General features: G+C 33.2%; 22 protein-coding genes. 16 read left to right on the forward strand and 6 right to left on the reverse strand.

The features are described from left to right. The first annotated feature begins 9 nt into the window (after nucleotides 1–9). The 8 genes from ACODSI_RS02785 (at nucleotide 10) to ACODSI_RS02820 (ending at nucleotide 5,691) form a co-directional block, all read left to right on the forward strand. Nucleotides 10–1,497: a hypothetical protein gene (locus ACODSI_RS02785; RefSeq protein WP_488915327.1), complete on the forward strand. Its 1,488-nt coding sequence runs from the start codon at nucleotides 10–12 to the stop codon at nucleotides 1,495–1,497. 61 nt (nucleotides 1,498–1,558) lie between these two features. Beyond that, nucleotides 1,559–1,699 carry a hypothetical protein gene (locus ACODSI_RS02790; protein ID WP_488915328.1) on the forward strand — a complete coding sequence of 47 codons (141 nt, stop codon included), beginning with the start codon at nucleotides 1,559–1,561 and terminating at the stop codon, nucleotides 1,697–1,699. A gap of 114 nt (nucleotides 1,700–1,813) precedes the next feature. Next, on the forward strand, nucleotides 1,814–2,608 hold the full coding sequence (locus ACODSI_RS02795) for a hypothetical protein (RefSeq protein ID WP_488915329.1): 795 nt from the start codon (nucleotides 1,814–1,816) through the stop codon (nucleotides 2,606–2,608). 134 nt (nucleotides 2,609–2,742) lie between these two features. Continuing rightward, entirely contained in the window at nucleotides 2,743–3,477 is a 735-nt protein-coding gene (locus ACODSI_RS02800) for a hypothetical protein (RefSeq protein ID WP_488915330.1), read from the forward strand. A 487-nt stretch (nucleotides 3,478–3,964) separates the two neighbouring features. Then, nucleotides 3,965–4,195 carry a hypothetical protein gene (locus tag ACODSI_RS02805; protein WP_488915331.1) on the forward strand — a complete coding sequence of 77 codons (231 nt, stop codon included), beginning with the start codon at nucleotides 3,965–3,967 and terminating at the stop codon, nucleotides 4,193–4,195. 19 nt (nucleotides 4,196–4,214) lie between these two features. Continuing rightward, nucleotides 4,215–4,517, forward strand: coding sequence for a hypothetical protein (locus tag ACODSI_RS02810; protein ID WP_488915332.1), 303 nt, complete (start codon nucleotides 4,215–4,217; stop codon nucleotides 4,515–4,517). 125 nt (nucleotides 4,518–4,642) lie between these two features. After that, nucleotides 4,643–5,284, forward strand: coding sequence for a hypothetical protein (locus ACODSI_RS02815; RefSeq protein ID WP_488915333.1), 642 nt, complete (start codon nucleotides 4,643–4,645; stop codon nucleotides 5,282–5,284). Nucleotides 5,285–5,328: 44 nt separating this feature from the next. Continuing rightward, nucleotides 5,329–5,691, forward strand: a complete 363-nt coding sequence (locus ACODSI_RS02820; protein ID WP_488915334.1) for a VOC family protein — start codon at nucleotides 5,329–5,331, stop codon at nucleotides 5,689–5,691. 153 nt (nucleotides 5,692–5,844) lie between these two features. Here the strand turns inward: ACODSI_RS02820 and ACODSI_RS02825 are convergent, their stop codons facing one another. The 4 genes from ACODSI_RS02825 to ACODSI_RS02840 form a co-directional block, all read right to left on the reverse strand. Then, the gene (locus ACODSI_RS02825) at nucleotides 5,845–6,348 is read right to left on the reverse strand and encodes an outer membrane beta-barrel protein (RefSeq protein WP_488915335.1); all 504 of its coding nucleotides are present in this window, start codon (nucleotides 6,346–6,348) and stop codon (nucleotides 5,845–5,847) included. A gap of 19 nt (nucleotides 6,349–6,367) precedes the next feature. Beyond that, a complete protein-coding gene (locus tag ACODSI_RS02830) occupies nucleotides 6,368–6,787 on the reverse strand; it encodes a hypothetical protein (protein WP_488915336.1) in 420 nt (139 codons plus the stop codon). Nucleotides 6,788–7,028: 241 nt separating this feature from the next. Beyond that, a complete protein-coding gene (locus tag ACODSI_RS02835) occupies nucleotides 7,029–7,676 on the reverse strand; it encodes a response regulator (protein WP_488915337.1) in 648 nt (215 codons plus the stop codon). A gap of 32 nt (nucleotides 7,677–7,708) precedes the next feature. Beyond that, a complete protein-coding gene (locus ACODSI_RS02840; protein WP_488915338.1) occupies nucleotides 7,709–9,259 on the reverse strand; it encodes a sensor histidine kinase in 1,551 nt (516 codons plus the stop codon). A gap of 472 nt (nucleotides 9,260–9,731) precedes the next feature. Between ACODSI_RS02840 and ACODSI_RS02845 the strand changes: the two genes are divergently transcribed. After that, nucleotides 9,732–12,644, forward strand: a complete 2,913-nt coding sequence (locus ACODSI_RS02845) for a M4 family metallopeptidase (protein WP_488915339.1) — start codon at nucleotides 9,732–9,734, stop codon at nucleotides 12,642–12,644. A 112-nt stretch (nucleotides 12,645–12,756) separates the two neighbouring features. On the opposite strand, the gene ACODSI_RS02850 is transcribed toward ACODSI_RS02845, so the two are convergent. After that, a complete protein-coding gene (locus ACODSI_RS02850) occupies nucleotides 12,757–12,948 on the reverse strand; it encodes a hypothetical protein (protein WP_488915340.1) in 192 nt (63 codons plus the stop codon). 194 nt (nucleotides 12,949–13,142) lie between these two features. Here ACODSI_RS02850 and ACODSI_RS02855 point away from each other — a divergent pair, with 194 nt between their 5' ends. Both ACODSI_RS02855 and ACODSI_RS02860 read left to right on the forward strand, forming a co-directional pair. After that, nucleotides 13,143–13,952: a hypothetical protein gene (locus tag ACODSI_RS02855; protein ID WP_488915341.1), complete on the forward strand. Its 810-nt coding sequence runs from the start codon at nucleotides 13,143–13,145 to the stop codon at nucleotides 13,950–13,952. Between the two features lie 116 nt (nucleotides 13,953–14,068). Further along, nucleotides 14,069–14,533, forward strand: coding sequence for a hypothetical protein (locus ACODSI_RS02860; protein WP_488915342.1), 465 nt, complete (start codon nucleotides 14,069–14,071; stop codon nucleotides 14,531–14,533). Here ACODSI_RS02860 and ACODSI_RS02865 read toward each other — a convergent pair. Next, nucleotides 14,530–15,123, reverse strand: a complete 594-nt coding sequence (locus tag ACODSI_RS02865) for a murein L,D-transpeptidase catalytic domain-containing protein (protein ID WP_488915343.1) — start codon at nucleotides 15,121–15,123, stop codon at nucleotides 14,530–14,532. The genes ACODSI_RS02860 and ACODSI_RS02865 overlap by 4 nt on opposite strands. Nucleotides 15,124–15,217: 94 nt before the next feature. Between ACODSI_RS02865 and ACODSI_RS02870 the strand changes: the two genes are divergently transcribed. From ACODSI_RS02870 to aqpZ, 5 genes are all read left to right on the forward strand, one after another. Continuing rightward, entirely contained in the window at nucleotides 15,218–16,615 is a 1,398-nt protein-coding gene (locus ACODSI_RS02870; protein ID WP_488915344.1) for a DUF1800 domain-containing protein, read from the forward strand. 56 nt (nucleotides 16,616–16,671) lie between these two features. After that, on the forward strand, nucleotides 16,672–17,838 hold the full coding sequence (locus ACODSI_RS02875) for a DUF1501 domain-containing protein (RefSeq protein ID WP_488915345.1): 1,167 nt from the start codon (nucleotides 16,672–16,674) through the stop codon (nucleotides 17,836–17,838). A gap of 61 nt (nucleotides 17,839–17,899) precedes the next feature. Continuing rightward, nucleotides 17,900–18,802: a DMT family transporter gene (locus tag ACODSI_RS02880; protein WP_488915346.1), complete on the forward strand. Its 903-nt coding sequence runs from the start codon at nucleotides 17,900–17,902 to the stop codon at nucleotides 18,800–18,802. A 79-nt stretch (nucleotides 18,803–18,881) separates the two neighbouring features. Continuing rightward, a complete protein-coding gene (locus ACODSI_RS02885) occupies nucleotides 18,882–19,247 on the forward strand; it encodes a DoxX family protein (protein WP_488915347.1) in 366 nt (121 codons plus the stop codon). Between the two features lie 15 nt (nucleotides 19,248–19,262). Next, nucleotides 19,263–19,979: an aquaporin Z gene (aqpZ, locus tag ACODSI_RS02890; protein WP_488915348.1), complete on the forward strand. Its 717-nt coding sequence runs from the start codon at nucleotides 19,263–19,265 to the stop codon at nucleotides 19,977–19,979. The last annotated feature ends 68 nt before the right edge of the window (nucleotides 19,980–20,047 follow it).

A 20,047-nucleotide genomic window follows, 5' to 3' on the forward strand; every position in this document is an offset into this window, starting at 1 on the left:
ATCATAATTATGAAAACAAAATTATTATTAGTGTTTCTATTCATAGGATTTTCTATGACAGCACAAAAAAAATCACAAACAAAAGAGAAAGAGTTAAACACAAACGTAATTACTATAAATCTTTCAACTCCTAGTCCAAAATCTGTTAAATCTACAGAAAAAGGCAAACGCCTCACAGTTAGAAGTAGAGATTTTTTGCAGTTGGAATTAGTAGGTGGTAATCCGTTTAAATACAATTACGTTATTGATAAAAAACTATTAAACTTTTTTGAAGACAAAAGCAATAATCCACTTGACAATATTCAAAAAATAATTAATCAAACTCCAGTTAAAGATACTAAATCATCTGAAGAAAATGATAAAATTGAAACCGACAATAAAAAATTAAAAGAAGAAGTATCTAAATTGATGGCCAAAAAAGAGGACAAATCAAATAAAGGAAAGCCTAAAAACATAGCTTTTATTGACACAAAAATTTCTGCAATTAATAGTGTCATAATCTCAAACGAATACAAAACTTTAGGAATAAAATCGTTAAAAATTATTAACAGCGAAGAACGTGGAACTAACAATGATTTAGAAAAACCAACTAATAAAGAAGAAGACAAAGATAATGTTATCAAAGCCTTAAGATTGATTCAGTCTGATTTAGAATCGTTCACAACAGATTTAACAAATTTTGTCATTGTGAATAAAGCTAATGACGAATTAATAATTAAAGAATTTGTTGAAGAAAGAGATTCCAAATACAAAAAATTTAGCAAAATAGTTAATAATTATTCTGATGTGAAACAAGATGCAGCTAAATTTAAAGATTTAGGAACCGATTATGAAGTTTTAAATACAACAGTTGCATCAACTTTAACCTCAATTCTCGCTAACTTTAGAGAAATGTATGCATTAAAAACTCAAAACTACATGTTACCCATAGAGTTTAATGGAAAAAACATAGATGTAGTAGCACTAAACTTGAAAAAATTTGAAAAGAACAATCCTGTTCCAATTGAAGAATGCAACTATAATGTTTGGTTGAAAGGTGGTTTTAAAATTGATGTTAGTGGTGGTGTATTTATAAGTTCTCTTATTAATAAAGAATTCTTTGCAGACAATGACCCAAACAATGCTGGAAAAAAAATAATAAAAGAAAAACAAAAAGGAAACTTTGATTTTGGATTTGGCTCAACCATAAATATAAGTCACAGAAGTGCTGGTTGGGTTAACCCAACTCTAAATGTAGGCGCAATGTTCAGTAATACTCAACAATTTCAATTATTAACTGGAATTGGAGCTATTTTAGGTAAAGAAGAGCGACTAATCTTTAGTAGTGGTCTTTCCATGGGACGAATTACAAAACTTCAAGGCGATTTAAATGTAGGAGATACAAATCAAGATTTTGGCACATCGGGTACTATACCTACTACGAATGTATTTTCTTTTGGCTATTATTTTGGAATAACTTACAATTTCACTTCAAAGACAAAACCACCAACAAAATAGAATAATTTAAACAAAGGACCCAGCCAAAAATCCTATAAAGAGTAGGCTAAAATTAAAAATTATGGAAACAATTAAATCAATTAAACCTGGGTCAAAACTGAAAAAAGAAGATGGTACAGATGATAGAAGACATAGAGTAGACCCTGTAACAAAACCAAAACATCCTACTCTAAAACCGCATGTGCACAAGCCGAAAGATTAATAAAAGCTTGAAATTTAACGATTTTGATCCCATAAATCTATATTTTCAGAATATTTTAATAAAACTGGAGTGCTAAAAAATGATTGAATTAATATAAACAAAAAAGTAGAAAATATGGAATCCATTTTAAAAGATTGGCCAAGTACAAAAAGATTTATTTTATTAATGTTAATAGCTTTTTTAGGTCTTTACATAGTAATTAGCAGATTTGCAACAAATAATGAATTCAACATTAATTTTCAAAATGATAAAACATTGGTAACAATGATTGACAAAAAAAATGTTATTGCCAATTCCGTTCTTTCAGCTAGTGACTCATGGATAAATACCGGAATTGAAATTCGTCCAGGTGAGGAATATCAAATAAAAGTAAGTGGTAAAATACATGCAACAGCAGATAAGTTATTAGAAGATGTGAAAAATAGAGTTATGCCCAGATTTAATTGGATTGGCCCTATGGGAAGTCCTTTTCACTATAAAGATAGTATTATATATAGAGAATCCGATTCTATAAGACAAAGCTTACTCTTAGATCCTAAACAAAATCTTGGTGCTGTTTTATTCTTTATTCAAAAAGGGAATTCAAAAGAACCAAATTGTAGTATTGGAAATGACCAATATATTCCAAAACCTAACTCTATATATGCAAGTTCAACAGGTTTAAGAGGAAAAAATGACACGGATGAAGTATGGTTTGTATGGGCTGCTGTAAATGATATGTTATTTAAGAATATGAGTTCTAACGAATCAAAAATTGCATTTATTGGAGGTAAAAAATCTGTCAAAAGAGAAAAAGCGTGGGAAGAATTAAAAAAACATAATTACAATAGATTATTTTTTGATGATAATTTCGGAAATTTTGTTATTAGTGCAATAATAACAAAGCCTAGAGGGATATTTGGATTTTAGATTTAAATAAAATGTCACATATACTCTTTGAATATAATAACCTTTTAAACAATTTAAAATAAAGAAGATAAAGAATAAATTTAGTTTTTATAAAACCTTTATCCGTTTATAAAATAACAGTAAATCAACCAACCATGAAACCAACCAACCACAACCCCAAAGTCAACCAAACCCAGCAAGACTACACCGCCTCCTACATTGTATTGCGGCAGCTTATAGGTATTTTGGGTATTTCGCTGCCTTTTGCTTTGATTATTGGCAACCGAGTATTGGGTAGCACCCATTGGGTGCAATCGTCTATCAGTCATTATTACTACAGTTATATGCACATCGCTTTTGTGGGCGTGTTGTGTGTGCTGGGCATTGTATTGATTACTTACCGCGAGGCTAATTATCCATTGGCCAATAGGGTTTCAACTTTGGCAGGTTTTTTTGCCATTGGTGTGGCTACTTTTCCAACTGAGTTTGACGGATTTTTAGGTCAAGAATACATTGGTACTACAGTTTGGAAAGATTGGTTTCGTATGATACATTTTGGTAGTGCTTTACTACTGTTTGGATGTTTTGCCTTTTTTTGTTTTGTAATCTTCCAAAAATCGGATGAAAAAATAGCACCCGAAGATTTTGATCAAAAGAAACGGTACCGCAATACAATATATAAAGTATGCGGTTGGGGCATCGTTATTAGTATTGCGTTGATTGGGTTAGGAATAGTCCTTGATACTGCGCCATTTTCTACCTATTCCACCTTTATTTTTGAAACCACAGCCTTATTGTTTTTTGGCAACAGTTGGCTCTTAAAAGGTTCTGTAAATTGGAAAAACGACTCCAACATCTTGTTGAAAAAAATTGTATCGCCAGTGCGATAAATGCCATTAAAACCATTAAAAAACAATTATACCCCAAACAGCCAGAGTATCCTACAAGTCCATAAATTGATTATACATTAAGTTGGGATCCTGAGACATCTTTTTACAGTCTAGCAATAGCATAAAAAGATGCTCCTCGGGACAACTACTTAAACCAAAATAGAAAATACCTTTTACACAAAAAACACGTAAAAATACGTATATACAGGTAAAATCTTTACGCTAGTTTTGTTGGGTATTATTAGTCGTTATTTGAAAAATGAATACTAACTCAAAACGGGCATTTGCTAGTTGAAATCAGCCATAGACACACTATACAAAGCCCATGATGATCAGTAATAGTATTTTTAAAAAAGATACTATAACAAAGCATCTAAATTAGAATTATAGATTATTTGGGTTACTATTTTTAAAGTTAAGTTGGGATCCTAGGGCATCTAAATAGCAGCAATGTTAGGCGGATGCCTCAAGGATAAAATTAATAAATATGAGAACGAATAGTACAGATTTAGAAAATGCCTTTGCAGACAGTATGTTTTGCAAAATCCTGGTAGGATTAGCCGTTACGCTTACCCTAATTATAATGACTGTTTTAATGATTCAGCTTTCGGGTATAAATTTTATTGACATTGAAAAACTTACCATTGCACTAGCCTCTGGAAGCATTGGAGTAGTAATTGGAATCAGCATTCCGAATCTTTTTAAAAATAAAAAATAAAAAACTAAATAAAAAAACAATGATTACCCTATCCAAACAAGACTTGTATTATAAGGATTATACTTGGTCTGATTATGCCCCAACTAGCCCAAAAGTTTCGGGTAAAATTGATGCTACTCGATTTAATAGAACCGAAGGAAATGAAGTGCTGTATCTTATTAATAAAATTACCGAAATGTGGGATTTTACCAAAATAGAAAGTTGCATCAAAATGGAACGCATCATTAGAGAAAAACTGCCTGTAACTGTACAAACGCAAGAAGATGTGACCACTTGGATACAAATTAATTGGAAAACGGTAACCTTCAAAGAATTAATATAATTAGAAAAAACCATAAAAAAAACCTCTGTCTCAGTAGCTGTGTCAGAGGTTTTTTTTCATGGTCTAAATGATGAACTAATGGTTATTTATCTAAATTTGTGATAACACACTTCAATTTTTATTCTATGAAAAACTGTATTGTAGCACTAATGGCAATGATGCTCTTAACCAATTGTCAAAATAACGCGAAAGCAACAACTTCAACCTCAATCAAAAAAGTAGGAAGTAAAAATGTAGTAGTTGCCAAAGTTGACAGCATTCCCATTCGAGAAATGATTCCCGATTATTTTGAGATTCCAAACCAGTTGTATGATAAATTTACTTCGGGAAAAAATGCTAAATGGTTTTTGAGTGCAGATGGAAAAATGAGGTTATACTTTGTTCCTTACACCGATGGTACTATCACGAATGCCATACTAACCGACAGTAAACTAATCGATCAAGAATACCGCAATGTACTCACTTCAGAAAACATTAAAATAGATGAAATTGAACATGCAATTCCTATCTCAAAAATAGAAACCGTACAACATCTTACTATTGGGTCTAGCCTTGAACAGGTAATTGCTGTTTTTGGAGAACCCAAGAAAGAGATTCAAACTAAATCATCCAAAACATTATTTTGGGATTTTAAAATGAAAGACAAACCTAACTATGATTTTGGGACTCTAAAACCTTTTATTGAAGAGGGATTTGAATACAATGTCAAAATTATTTTTCAAAACAATCAAGTAAAACAACTGTATTACAGCTATGAAATTCCGTAATATCTAAACAAAATATAACATATTAATAAAACTAATTTACTGCTATGAAATTCTCCATCAAATCCATTCGTCCCTTTATTGGCGCTAAAGACTTCTCTGTTTCTCGAAAATTTTATTCCGATTTGGGTTTCGAAGAAGTGGCGCTATCTACCACTATGTCTTATTTTAAAATAAATGAATTTGGTTTTTACCTGCAAGATGCTTTTGTAAAAGATTGGATTGACAACACGATGGTTTTTGTAGAATTAGAAGATGTTAATGACTTTTGGGAACAATTGGTAGCCCTAAACCTAACGGCAACTTATCCTACTTCCAAAATAGTTCCCATTCGACATTTAGATTGGGGCAAAGAGTGTTTTGTACACGACCCTAGTGGCATTTTATGGCATTTTGGATCTTTTAATTAAATTGGTTTTGCTACTCAGGCAAACAACAGTTTTGTTACTGCTACCTACTTCTGTAACCTATTCAACAGAAATTACATTTCGTATTCCAAATCTATTATATACGAAAAGTAGCATGCTATTTACCTGATGTAACAAAAACCCCTAATCTTTCTTTTATAGTTTATAGGTGATTCCGAATTTAGCACCATTGGTAGCATTACCACCGCCTAATTCAAAATTTACTCCAAATTTATTCGTGAAAAAATAGCGTGCTCCCAACTGTGCTCCTAGTCCGATAGAAGAATCATCATTGGATTTATAATTGCTATTTTCATAGCTCCAAGCAAAATAATTAAGTCCTAAACCGGCATATAAATTCCACTTTTTTGACATTTGCAAAATTCGGTTGAAATGGTAATTCCCATTCACGCCGATACCTACCACCGAAGAACGGTATTTGGTAGCACCATAATAATTACTATCCGATCGGTAAGACAACTCACCACCAACCGTAATATCTTTGCAGGCACCATAATCAAGACCAACATACACTGGGGTTCCCCAATTGGACGTTCCTACACCAGCATTCAACTGAAAACCACCTACCTCTAATGGACTCTGAGCAAAAGCTCCAACAGCTACCAAACAAAACATTGTTACAAAAACACATTTCTTCATACGACTTTTTATATTAAGATTAGAAAATTCTATTCAAATGGGGTTCTCTTTTGGGAATTCTTTTCTTTGCTTCTAGCGCTGCATCCAAAAAATGTTTAACCTCTTCTTTGCTTTTTGATTTTATTTTTAACTCCAATTGTTCACCCATTGAGAAAGAAAATATCAGAAAATAATCTTTTCTGTGATACAATGCCGATAAGGCTAAGGCTATCGAGCATAAAAACAAGAAAAAATAAAAAAACAATAGGTCTGTCATTCTCGTTTGTGCCAAAGCAAAAAAGAAAATTGAGGTCAATAAAAAAACCAAATTGATTTTATAATTTACCTGTTCTTCCATATTCATAGAGACAATTCTATCGTAAAAAAAACGATTATTATGAATAACCATTTTATCATCATAAAGCTTTCCAATACTACAATTCAATAATAACTTGCTCATCTCTTATAGTGTAAAACAACTAGTTTTAGATACTACTTCTAACAAATTAGATTTATTGAAGCATTACCTAAAACAAAAGTAATTCCTTATGAATAAAGAACTTGTAGAATGAATTTCGTGTGAATTGTAGAATTACTTCGCTGTAGTTATAAAAAACTGAATCGCAGTACAATGCACCGCCAAGTGGCGGTTATTAAAGGCCAATTAAAAGTCATTTTTTTTGATCTAATCTGTTGAAGTATTAAATTTCATCCCCATAGGAATGAAAAATCTCAATTAATGATACTAAATTATCGATGTTTAGTTTTTCAAAAATTCGTTTTTTATAGGTACTAACAGTAGTCGGTTGAATTCGTTTGGCTAATGAAATTTCTAGATTACCATATCCTTTTACCAAAAGTCGTGCTACTTCCATTTCACGATCGGACAATTGATCCAGCGGATTCAACATCTTTTTATACATGTATTTATCTAGAATTTTTTCTTTGATATTGGGCGTAATGTATTTGCCTGTTTCAATAAAAACAGCCAAGGCTTCTTTCATTTGATCTTCTGAGCTCAACTTATTCAAAAAACCGTGAGCACCAGCGTGCAAATATCGTATGGCATAAACATCCTCTTCTAATGCCGAAAATACCAATATTTTGATTCCAGGATAACAATGTTTGATGTCGGTAACTACTCCTACACTATTCCCTTCAGGAAAATTAATATCTAAAATTAAAAAATCAATACGGTTTTTACCCAATATAGTTAAGGCATCATTAATGGTAGAAGCATGATGAATTATGGGCTCATCCAACAATTCTTCAATAAGCAAGCTCATCCCTTTACGCACAACACTATGATCGTCTGCCAACAGAAAACTCAAATTTTTCTTAAAAAACATATTCTTTTATTTAAATACCTACTATTTTATTTCTAATGCAACTGTACTATAATTTTGAAGGAGACTGTAGTGCCTTTATGAAGTGTACTTTCAACAGCTATTGTACCCTGAAACAATTCTACAATTTCTTTACAAAGCTTCATCCCAAGACCGACTCCTATTTCACTGACACTTTTAGACGCATCACCTTGGTAATGTTCTTCAAATATGTGGGCTAAATCGGCTTCTGAAATTCCTGGGCCATTATCGGTAACACTAACAAATAGTTCAAGTGAATTATTGTCTTTTTTTTCTGAAATAACCTCAATAGCGATGACGCCATTTTCAGTAAACTTCACGGCATTACCCACCACATTATAGAACAATTGGCTAATTCTAACCGAATCGGAATGCACCATAGTATGCTCGGGAACTTCAAGTTGTACAACGAGTTTATTGCCTTTATTTTCTGCTAAAGTCGTCAGTGGTAACACAATTTTATCAATCTCAGACTTGAGATTGAATGTTGTGTTTTTGAGTTCCATTTGTTTGTGTTCGTTCTTAGAATATTCTAAAAGTTGATTCGTCAACACCAATAAATTATTGGTGGTATATTGCATAGACTTGAATACTTCTTTAATTTCTAAATCTTGAACTTTGTCACTAATCATTCGACTGTACATGGCTAGCACGCTTAGCGGCGAACGTATTTCATGGCTAATCATTCCAACAATTTTATTTTTATAATTCAAATTTCGCAGGATTTGTTTTTGAGCCAATACCAGTCGCTTTTCAAAACTAAACGTCATTCTAGTAAAATAAAGCAACAAAATTGTAAAAGTCAACATCAATAACACCAAAATGAAGATGATGTAATTGCGTTTTTTAACCGAATCATTGTGTGTATCGCGAAATTCTTTTTGGGTATTGTTTTGCAATAAATTCACGGAATCGTTGAACGAATGGATTAAGTCTACACTTTGATCCAATAATTGGTTGTTCAATTTAAAGAGATTTAGATCGCTATTGTTGGTAATGAAAAACGTTTCTTTCGATTTTTCAATCTCTTTTTTGTAATAATCGTTAGAGGTTTTTAAAAGATTTTTTATTTGATTTTTAACATCACCCGATTTGAGTTCATTCAAATATTTGTAACTAATAATGATCTTTAATTTCTCTTTTTTTACATTATATTTTCCAGATATGGCGTCTAATATTCGTGTCAAAAACCCTTTTCTAGCAACACTATCATTGGTAACCAACGAATCAACACTCACACTTTTTAAGATATTATTGTAATCAAAATTCTTGAAAGTGTAGGCATCCAATTTTTTATTTAAAATACCCGATTGATTGGCCAAAATAGAGTCAGCTTTTAATTGCAAAAGCTCTAATTTCTTTTTTTCTTTACTAAAATTTGGGTCTTTTTTGACCACATACGATAGAGAATCCAGACAAATTTTCAGCTCTTTAACATTAGCATAATAGTCTTGAATAGATTCTTTATTGTGATTGAGTAAATAATTTCTGTAATTTTTTTGAGAATTGTACAAAACACCATAGGCCATATTAGAGGAATTCATTCCGTCTTTATACAACTCCATTTTTTCTGTTAAGTCACTAATTTTATCATCATTCTTTGTCTGCAAAAACCAAAATACAATGACTAACAATTGCAGAATGATTATGATACTGATAAGTAATAAATGAAAAAATTTTCTCTTTTTAATTTCTTCCAACTCTAATTATTTATGTTAATTCGTGAAATTACAATAATTTTCCACAAAAATAGTTAGACCAAATGCAAATATCTGTAGTATGTTTACGAATACTTTGTAGAATTTAGTCCACAAATGCCGCACTTTTCAACTAATTAAATTTGAAGTAACTTGCATTGTCCAGTTTAACTTTTTATCAAAACTAAAGTAGCAAAAATTAATATACCATTTTATTTATTAGCCTTTAATTTCAAACATCAATCTAATTAATTCACTTAAAATCATAGTAGTAAATCGTTTACCCTTAAAAATTAAATTTATTGTTTATATTTGAAATCTAAATTAAAAACTAACCTGCATGAAAGTTATTACGCTTTACATTTGTTGTTCATTCTTATTTATTCAGTCTGTTGCTGCGCAAACCAACAAACGCTTAAACGAGAATGAAGCCATTCAAACCACACTACAATTTGATATGCCGCTGCAAAAAGCACAAGCATTGAATCAATTCAAATCCAAAAATAAATTGGATAAAGCCAATAGTTATGTTCCTACCTATTCTAACACTGATGAATCGGGAAAAACACACGAACATTTTCAGCAATTCTATAAAGGCTTAAAAGTAGAATTTGGAGTAATCATCACCCACAGTACAAACAATGAAGTTTTTATGATTAATGGTGAAGTATATAACGCTTCAACATTAAATGTAACACCGTCATTAAATAATGTGCAAGCACTAGAAGTAATTTTAAATTCCAAAAAAGGCGCTACATTTCTTTGGGACTCTAAGGACGATGCAGCAGCTATGAATTATCAAAAACCATCTGGTGAATTGTTGATTCTTCCAAATGTTAGAACAGGAGAAATTAATTTGGCTTACAAATTTGATATATACACTACTGCCCCATTGGCTAGAGATGAAATTTATGTTGATGCCCATTCAGGAGCCATTATTTACAGCAACCCAATCATCAAACATGCTCATGATGTTGCTCCAACTACTAAACAACAAGACGCTATAGCTAATACTTTTTCATCTGTTACAGGAACGGCTAATAACACCAAATACAGTGGCAGCAGACAAATTAAAACCATGTTTGACATTGGTTTAAACAAATACATTTTAAAAGATGATACCCGTGGTGGTGGCATTCAAACGTTCAATAGCGCCAGAACCACAAATTATCCAACCACCAATTTTTCGGATATTGATAACAATTGGACTACTGCAGAATACAACAACACCAACAAAGATATTGGAGCTTTAGATGCCCATTGGGGTGCCGAAATGACCTACGATTTTTGGATGAATAACTTTAACCGAAACAGTTATGATGGTAACGGTTCTATGCTTAAAAGCTATGTACATTACCGTTCGGTTGCCACTCAAAGTTTGGTAAATGCCTTTTGGAATGGGTCGGTAATGTCTTATGGAGATGGAAATACAAGTGTTTCTATTCTAACTTCTATTGATGTTTGTGGCCACGAAATTGGTCATGGCGTATGTTCGTCAACGGCTAATTTAGCCTATCAAAATCAGTCAGGTGCCATTAATGAAGGGCTTTCTGATATTTGGGGTGCATGCATCGAACATTATGGAAGAACGGGTTCTTTAAACGGACCTTTTGCCACTGGTGTGTGGACGATTGCCGAAGATTTAGGCTCATCACCTTTCAGAAGTATGAGTAATCCAACATCCAAAGGAAATCCTGATACCTATTTAGGAACCAACTGGACTTCAACTGGTGATGAAAGCTCTTGTGTGCCTTCTAGCGGAAATGACCAATGTGGCGTTCACAACAATAGTGGTGTTTTAAACCACTGGTTTTATATTCTTACGGTTGGAAAATCAGGCACCAATAATGCTCCAACGCCACGTACTTATTCGGTTACGGGAATAGGCATGACTAAGTCATCTCAAATTACCTATTATGCCGAAAGAGATTATCTTACACCCAATGCAACCTATTTAGACATGAGAAATGCGACGCTTGCTGTGGCAAACAATCTATATTGTGGTTCCAGTGCCGAAGTTATAGCAGTGACTAATGCTTGGTATGCTGTAAATGTTGGTACTCAATATGTTGGATATGCTACCGATATTTCATTAAAAAAAGTGGTGCAACCTATTTCTGTAGCTTGTGGCGCGGTTAATAATCCAACAATTACTTTTGAAAATACAGGAACTAATGCCATTACGGCTGTAACCGTTTCTTACACAGTTGATGGCGGTGCTGCTACCAATTTAAACTGGACTGGTAATTTAACGTCGTGCCAGAATGTTGATTTCCCAATTACCATGGGAACACTTTCTAGAGGAACTCACACTATTGTTTTCAGTACCACTACCACTAGTGATGGAAACAGTAGTAACAACACCAAAACAGCTATTGTGGTTGTAAATGATGCTGGTGCTGTTAACAATACGAATACTTTTGAAAACGCAACTGACCAATTAATTTCTTATGATAAAGGTGGCATTACAAATAGTTTGTGGCAAAGAGGTATGGCTTCAGGAGCCGTATTGACCAATGCAGTTGCAGGTAATTCTAAAGTCTATGGAACCAATCTTTCAGGATTATATCCTAACAGCATGACATCCTATTTAGTTTCTCAATGTTATGATTTGACTCAATATCAAAATCCTATTTTTAAGTTTGATATGGCTTTTGACTTTGAACCAGATTATGATTTTATGAATGTAGAATACACAACCAATGGTGGAACTACATGGTCTATCCTAGGAGATGCAACATCTACTACTACTTGGTACAACAGTTCTAATGTGCCTAATGCTACCAATTGCGACAATTGCGTTGGAGCACAATGGACCAATACAAATGCTGTAAAAACAACCTACCAATGGAGCATGCCCGAATTTGGATATGGTGGAACCAATCCGCAATCAAACATTATTTTTAGATTTAATTTTGTTTCCGATCCAGGTGTAGTAAACGAAGGTGTAATTATTGACAACTTTGTGATCACAGGTTCCTTAGTTTTAGCTAACCAACAAAACACTTTTGATCTTTTTGAAGTAACTCCTAACCCAACAGACGGTTTAATCAATGTTAGATTGACAACCTCTGAAGATGTTAAAGTTGACTTATTTGATATGAGAGGTAGAAAGTGTTTCACGAATGATTTCAAAAACTCAAATACAACGTTCAATCAGGAAATAAACTTAGGTCAACTTGAAAAAGGAATTTACCTACTTACAATTACTTCCGAAGGAAAAACTGCTACTAAGAAAGTTATCATTAAATAAGAACTAATTTCAAAAGGATTTAATTCAAATCAATCAAATCCTTTTTTCTTAAAGATTAAGCATAAAAAAACGTCCAATTTCTTGGACGTTTTTAATTTGGGCAAAACCTCGACTATTTTTTAGCCTCCATTTTTTTAGCTTCTTTTTTCTCAGCTTTAGCTTCTTTTTTCTCAGCTTTTTTCTCAGTTTTAGCTTCTTTTTTTTCTGTTTTAGCTTTTTCTTTAGCTACAGGTTTTTGTTGAGCGTTTACAGTTCCACCGATTAATAACGCTGCTAATGCCAATGTTGAAACAACTTTTTTCATGATTTTTAAATTTTTGAATTAATACTATTTATTTTAAATTTCTATGACAAAGTTATCTTCGCAGTATTTAAATTCACTTTAAAAAAACTTAATTAAAACTTAAATCGATTTTTAACAAAATACTTTTATAACTTTATAAAACAATATTAAACCATTCCTAAATTACATAGTCTTATTTCAAAAATTAGTTGAATATGAAAAAAATAGCCACACTTTTACTTGTTGTTTTCGGATTGACAACAAGTTTCGCTCAAGAAGACGATCGCCCAGAAAATACTGGCGATAATTTTAGTTTAGAAGGTGCCTTAGTATTATTCAAAAAAGCCAATTCATTGGAAGAGTTTGAAAAATTACTAAACGAAGAAAACAATAATGTAAACAATCTTGACCTCAACAACGATGGCACCATTGATTACATTACCGTTGATGACTATCAAGAAGGTGAAACCCATGCCATTGTGCTGAGCACCTATCTCAATGAAACCGAAAAACAAGACATTGCTACCATTGGTATAGAAAAAAACGGCGCCGAAAGTGCTGTTCTTCAAATTGAAGGCGACAAAGACTTGTATGCGGAAAATACCATCGTAGAACCATCTGATGTTGACGAAACCCTAAACGGCGGTAAAGGCCCTGACTTAGGAACATACCAAGCCGAACAAGTAATTGTAAACGTTTGGTTGTGGCCAAGTGTTCGCTTTATATATGCACCAAAATATGTCATTTGGCATTCACCATGGCGTTGGAACTTATATCCAAATTGGTTCAGACCTTGGAAACCGTATCGTTATTCTGTCTTTTATGGCCGATGCGCACCGCATAGAGTGTATTACAGAAGAGTTCCAACCCGAAGAGTTGTAGTCGCTCAAAAAATATATGCACCTAGAAGACATCGTTCAACACTTGTCATTCATAACCGCCGTGGCACAACCATAGTTCGTGAAAACAGACGAGGCGCTGTTAGAGCCGTTAGAGTTAGAGGTGGCGGCCGAGGAAGACGATAAAAGGATTTTATAACATAAATTAATCCCGTAAGTAATTACACTTGCGGGATTTCTTTTTTTGTAAGCAACTAATAAATTAGTACTTTTGATTCTATATCAATTATAAATATTAATCAATGCCAATAGATTGGTTTGCTGCACTAAAAAATATTCCCGAATTAGTTTCTGGTTTGGGCAACTTGATTAAAAACAATCAAGCCACTAAAGATGAATTACTTCGAGAGTTGCGATTGAATATTAAAGCATTTCATACCGCTCATAAATCGAAAAAAATAAATTTTGATAAGTTGTTGGAACTGTTACAAAATGAAGCCATTAAAAATGCTCGTAAAAAAAGATTTACCTTCAATTCTATAAAAATGGGTACTATTGATAAATCGGAAATACGTGACGAACGTAATTACCGTTACGAAGGAAAAGACTGCAATTGGTTGTTTAAAAATATTGATGAAAAAATTGAAGATTTAAGAAATCAACAAAAATACCACGGTTCGTTAAACAGTATTGAAAACACTAATGTTGCGCTGCAATTTTCCAACCTTCTATACAAATTAAAATTGTTAGCCGAGTACATTCATTAATCAATAATCCACAACAAAACGGGCTTCGTACTGGTTTTCAATTTGGCATCGAGTTTCTTCATAAATTCATTGGAAACAGCAGGACATCCCCAACTTAACGGACTTACTTGCGGATAGACTTCTTTATCCGATACCGCATCCCACGAATGCAATACGACTACCCGTTCTTCGGCATTTGAGTTGGATTTTTCCATACCGTGCAACACATATTTAACATGTATTCCCCACGAACTGTAATCGCGTTTGCCTATCTTAAATTTTCCTTTCATCGAGCAATGACTGTCGGTTCGATTGTCAAATTTTGCTTTTTCCCATTGGGTAGGATTTTCTTCAAATGTATCGCAACTTCCGTGGGTTACTAAATTTTTATCTGTGATGGTATTGCTCTTAAAATCATGTATAAAAAAGCGATTCTTTCCCGGATGAATACTCATGTCAATCAAAAAATAAAAATCTTGATTGAACCCATTATCCTTACAATATTTCAAGGCTTCTGCGTTTTTAGTCGTATAATCTTTTACCGGAATTTCTACTTTGGCATTATTACAACAAATGAAACTCAAAAAGGAAATTAGTAAAATGTTCTTCATAAATTAAATTTAAAATATAATAACTCCATTTTATCTTTTTTATTTAAACCTTTTATGTTAAATAAAGTCTAAATTTTATAGTAATTTGTTGATTATGAATAAAAGCAATCTTTGGTCACTGCGTCTCGGATTTTCAAGCAAGCAAGCTACTGAAATCGAAAAAATAGGTTTTGAAAAATTCCTGAAACAGTCGTTCGCCACAACGTTTGACAAAAAACTACCGCAATTTTTGGAAGACGATCCTAAAACCTTAGCCGAACTCCGCGAATTGCGTCAATCCATCAAAAATGCCGATTCGGAAGCACAAAAAAAAATTCTGAAAAAGCAAATCAGAAATTCATTTGAACTGAAAAAATGGTGGTTGGATAAAATGCGAAATGATGCGCATCCTTTAAGAGAAAAAATGGTATGTTTTTGGCACAATCACTTTGTCGCAACATCGCAAAAAGTAAAAGTCAATTATTGGGTATACCAACACAATATGGTGCTTCGGGAGCATGCTTTTGGCAATTTTAAAGAACTGACCAAAAAGATCATCAAAACCAACGCTATGGTGCGTTATTTAGACAATGTTGACAACAAAAAAGGAAATTATAACGAGAATTTGAGTCGGGAATTACTCGAACTTTTCACGCTTGGTATTGGAAATTATTCTGAAACGGATATTAAAGAAGGTGCCAAAGCATTAGCTGGACTCAATTTAGGCGCCGATGAAGCGATATACCGCAGGTTAATAGAAGACAACAGCAGCAAAACCTATTTTGGTCAAACTGGAGATTTTAAAGCAGACGATTTGGTGGATATCATTTTTGAACAACCAAAAATTCCGTATTTAATTACTCGAAAAATTTTAAAATGGTTTGTTTATGATACTCCGTCAGACGATTTAGTGCACTATTATGGCGATTACTTTAGAAAAGTGAACTTTGAAATCGAACCACTGTTAACTAAAATATTTACAGAAGAATACGCCAAAGAAAATGCCGGTAGTAAAATAAAAGATCCTTTGGTTTTTATGTTACAAATGATGGACGAATTACATATTGAAACGGTAGAAAATACCTTAATTGCTTTTTTCTTAAAACAACAAGGAATGGATTTGTTCAATCAAACCAATGTGAAAGGATGGGATGGCGGCAATTCGTGGTTAACTTCTCAAATTTACCTGCAACGAAACAATACGTCTGATTTATTGTGCAATGGCCGAAACATCAGTCGGAAATCTTTTAACAAAATTCCTGAAGATGGAGAAACTCCTGAAATTTCGATTGAAAAAATATCGGTTAAAGTAGCATTTGACACCAAAGGAACAAATAAAAAAATCATTTCCGATTTAGCCAACCGATTGTTATTTCAAGTGGATGAAAACACTCAAAAAGATATGGAAAACTTGCTGAAATACGACTTTGATGCTACCAATGAAAATGCCAATAATGCCGTATTACGCCTATTCAATTACATCACCAAAACACCCGAATACCAGTTAATTTAAGTCACTAAGGTTCTAAGAAACTAAGTATCTCAGAACCTAAAAAAAAAACAAAAAAAATGAACAGAAGAAATTTTCTATCGCTCACAGGAACTTATACTGGCGGACTACTTTTACTTCCTGATTTTTTACATGCATTCGGTTCTCAAAATAATTTAGTGGTTGGCGAACAATGCTTGGTCTTCATTCAGCTAAATGGTGGAAATGACGGATTGAATACGTTTATACCGTATGAAAATCCGCTGTATTACGATTTGAGAACTAAAATTGCTTTGAGCAAAGAGGCTGTCATTGGCAAAAACAAAGGTATGGCGTTTCATCCAGCATTAAAAGATTTTGCACAAATGCAACAAAATGGCGATTTAACCATCTTGCAAAATGTGGGTTATCCGGAGCCGAATCGTTCGCATTTTCGCAGTCAAGAAATTTGGCAAACAGCCACCGATTCGAATAAATACCTCAATGAAGGTTGGCTCGGTCGTTATTTAGACTTGCAATGTAAAGAACACCAACCAACAGCTGGAATCAACCTCGATTCTATTGACAATTTGGCTTTAAAGGGTATCGAACCCAATGCCATAACGGTAAAAGACCCTAATCGATTTAAAGTAAAAAACGATAAAGAGGAAACGGTGAAATTATCGGATAATCCACAATTGGATTTTGTTCGAAAAATTGCTAATTCAGTATCCGAAGGTTCCGATGATATTCAAAAAGCATTAGCCAAATCTACTTCTGAAACAAGTTATCCCAAAACAGGATTGTCTAAAAATTTAGAGTGGATTTCACGACTAATTAAAGGAAATTTAAACTCAAAAGTGTATTATACCTCTTTGGGTGGATTTGACACACATGACAATCAATTGGGCATTCACGAACGAAAATTAACCGAATTGAACGATGCACTATTTAGTTTTTATCAAGATTTGAAAAAAGCACAATTACTTCAAAATGTAACTGTTGTGGTATTCTCCGAATTTGGAAGACGAGTAAAAGACAATGGTAACGGTACCGATCACGGAACGGCGGCACCTATGTTTATTATTGGCGGCAACAACAAAGGAACCATTTTAGGAAAAAATCCAAATTTATCCGATTTAGATAATGGTGATTTGAAACATGAAATCGATTTTAGAAGTGTGTACGCCACACTATTAAAAGAGAAAATGACTTTTGACGCTACTAAAATTGGAATTAATAATGCTTTGGTGAATGGTTTATTTTAAATCCTAACTTGGAACTCCTAACTTTATAACTATCTTTGCAGGCTTTTTAAAAATTAAAAGAATGTTTAGAAATAGTGTCTTAAAAGGAGTTTTTTTAGTAGGATTAGGCGCAACAAGCTACGGAATGTTGGCCACTTTTGTGAAATTAGCGTATAAAGAACAATTTACAACCGCAGAAATTACCATTGCGCAATTTGTATATGGCATTATTGGTGTGTTGATTATCAATGCCTTTCAAAAATCGAATAGCAAGCAAGCTATTGAGAAAGCCACTCCAAAAAACATCATGCAATTGATGATTGCTGGAACTTCATTAGGAATGACCAGTGTTTTTTATTACTTATGTGTTCGATACATTAATGTTTCGATAGCTATTGTTTTGTTGATGCAAACCGTTTGGATGGGCGTTTTATTGGAGATGATTCTTGAAAAAAAACTGCCTTCAATGCAAAAAATTATTGCAGTGATTGTAGTGCTTATCGGAACCATCATGGCTACCAATATTTTAAATAAAAACATCGAATTGGATTGGCGTGGTATTTTTTGGGGCATATTAGCTGCGGCATCTTTTACTACAACCATGTTGACTGCCAACAAAGTAGCTACCGGAATTTCATCGGCACAACGAAGCTTGTACATGCTTTTGGGCGGCGCTGTTATTGTGTTAGGCTTTGCGCTTTTTACACAAACTACGCCATTCAATGTTACTATTTTTATGAAATGGGGAATTTTTCTGGCATTGTTCGGAACCATTATTCCACCTATGTTACTTAATTTGGGCTTCCCAATAACAGGCATCGGATTGGGAAGTATTGTTTCGGCTCTAGAGCTTCCGGTTTCAGTAATGATGGCCTTTTTCATCCTTAATGAAAAAGTAATTTTATTGCAGTGGATTGGAATTATTTTAATCATACTGGCTATAGTCATCATGAACATAAATACTAATTTTTTGAAAAAGAATTAATTTTTTGTCGAATTAAATCTACAATCGCAACTATTTAGTTAATTTTTTTATATTTTCGTAATATCAAACTAATTAAACTATGGATAAACCTTGGCACTTATATGTCATGGCGCTATTGTATGTACTTGCTGGAATTAATCATTTCAGAAAGCCCGAACTGTATTTTAAAATAATTCCGCCTTTCTTTACCAATAAGAAATTCATAAATGAGATGACTGGTTTATTGGAAATCATGTTAGGTGTCTATTTGTGCATTCCGATATTCTCTAATCTTGCAGCGATTTCGATTATGATTTTGCTAGTTGTAATTTTTCCTTCTAATATTTATATGGTTATCGAAAAAAAAGCCCATTTAGGATTACCAAAATGGCTTCTTTATCTAAGATTGCCCATTCAGTTGGTCTTGATTTTATGGGCGTATCATTACACTAATTTAAATTTCTAACTAAACTATACTATTATGAGAAAACTATTAGCAGAATTTTTTGGTACTTTTTGGCTTGTTTTTGGTGGCTGTGGCAGTGCATTATTTGCTGCAGGTTATCTAACTCCAACAGGAGTTCATTTAGGAATTGGATTTGTAGGTGTTGCTTTTGCATTTGGACTTACAGTCTTAACTATGGCTTACGCCGTTGGACACATATCTGGTGGTCATTTTAACCCTGCTGTATCTTTTGGACTATGGGCTGGAGGAAGATTTTCACTGAAAGATTTGGTGCCATACATTATCGCTCAATGTATTGGAGCCATCGCAGCAGCTGGAGTATTATTTAAAATTTGGTCTGGTAAAACCGGAAATATTATAGACAATACTGTTGCTGGAGCCTTTGCTTCAAATGGCTACAATAAATTTTCACCCGATGGATATTCTATGCTTTCCTGTTTTATAACAGAATTTATTTTAACTATGTTCTTTTTAATCATCATTCTTGGTACAACTGATAAATTAGCGAACGGAAAATTTGCTGGAATTGCTATAGGTTTGGCTTTAACATTAATTCATTTAATCAGTATTCCAATTACAAATACATCTGTAAATCCTGCTCGTTCTTTATCACAAGCTATTTTTGTTGGAGGCGAGCCATTAAGTCAGTTATGGCTTTTTTGGGTTGCGCCATTATTGGGAGGATTAGCTGGTGGTTTAATTTATAAAAATCTACTTCAAAAAAACGAATAAGAATAAATTGATAAACCAAATTAAAATGGAAAGCGACAGGAGATATTTTGTCGCTTTTTTCTATTTTT

It is taken from the genome of Flavobacterium sp. FG139 (assembly GCF_057809695.1).